We start from the raw sequence: 300 nt of genomic DNA on the forward strand, positions 1-300 counted from the left end.
AAGTAGACACGTCGGGGGTTAGCTATGCTGCTTGGGTCAGTGTAGCTGATGTGAGTGCTTCGAAGGTATCGGGGGCTTGAAGGTTGCACCAGGAGTGCCGTCTGCGCGTGTTGTAGCGCATGCACCATCGAAAGACTTCTTGGCGGCAGGTAATGGGATTGCGAAAGACTTTCCGATCTCGCAGGACTTCACGCTTTAAGGTGGCGTTAAATGACTCTGCCAAGGCATTATCGGCACTCGTTCCCACTGCTCCCATGGATTGGCGCACACCAAGCTGGGCGCAGTGGTCCCTAAATGCCT

The 300-nt window shown here is 55.0% G+C and carries 1 protein-coding gene; it reads right to left on the reverse strand.

All coding sequences use genetic code 11. The annotated features are described in order from the left end of the window. Positions 1–22 precede the first annotated feature (22 nt). On the reverse strand, positions 23–300 hold a 278-nt coding region (locus tag QP971_RS11335; protein WP_284811945.1), incomplete at its 5' end, for an integrase core domain-containing protein.

Origin of the sequence: Corynebacterium marquesiae, assembly GCF_030229635.1 — a bacterium.
GTDB classification, from domain to species: Bacteria; Actinomycetota; Actinomycetes; order Mycobacteriales; family Mycobacteriaceae; genus Corynebacterium; species Corynebacterium marquesiae.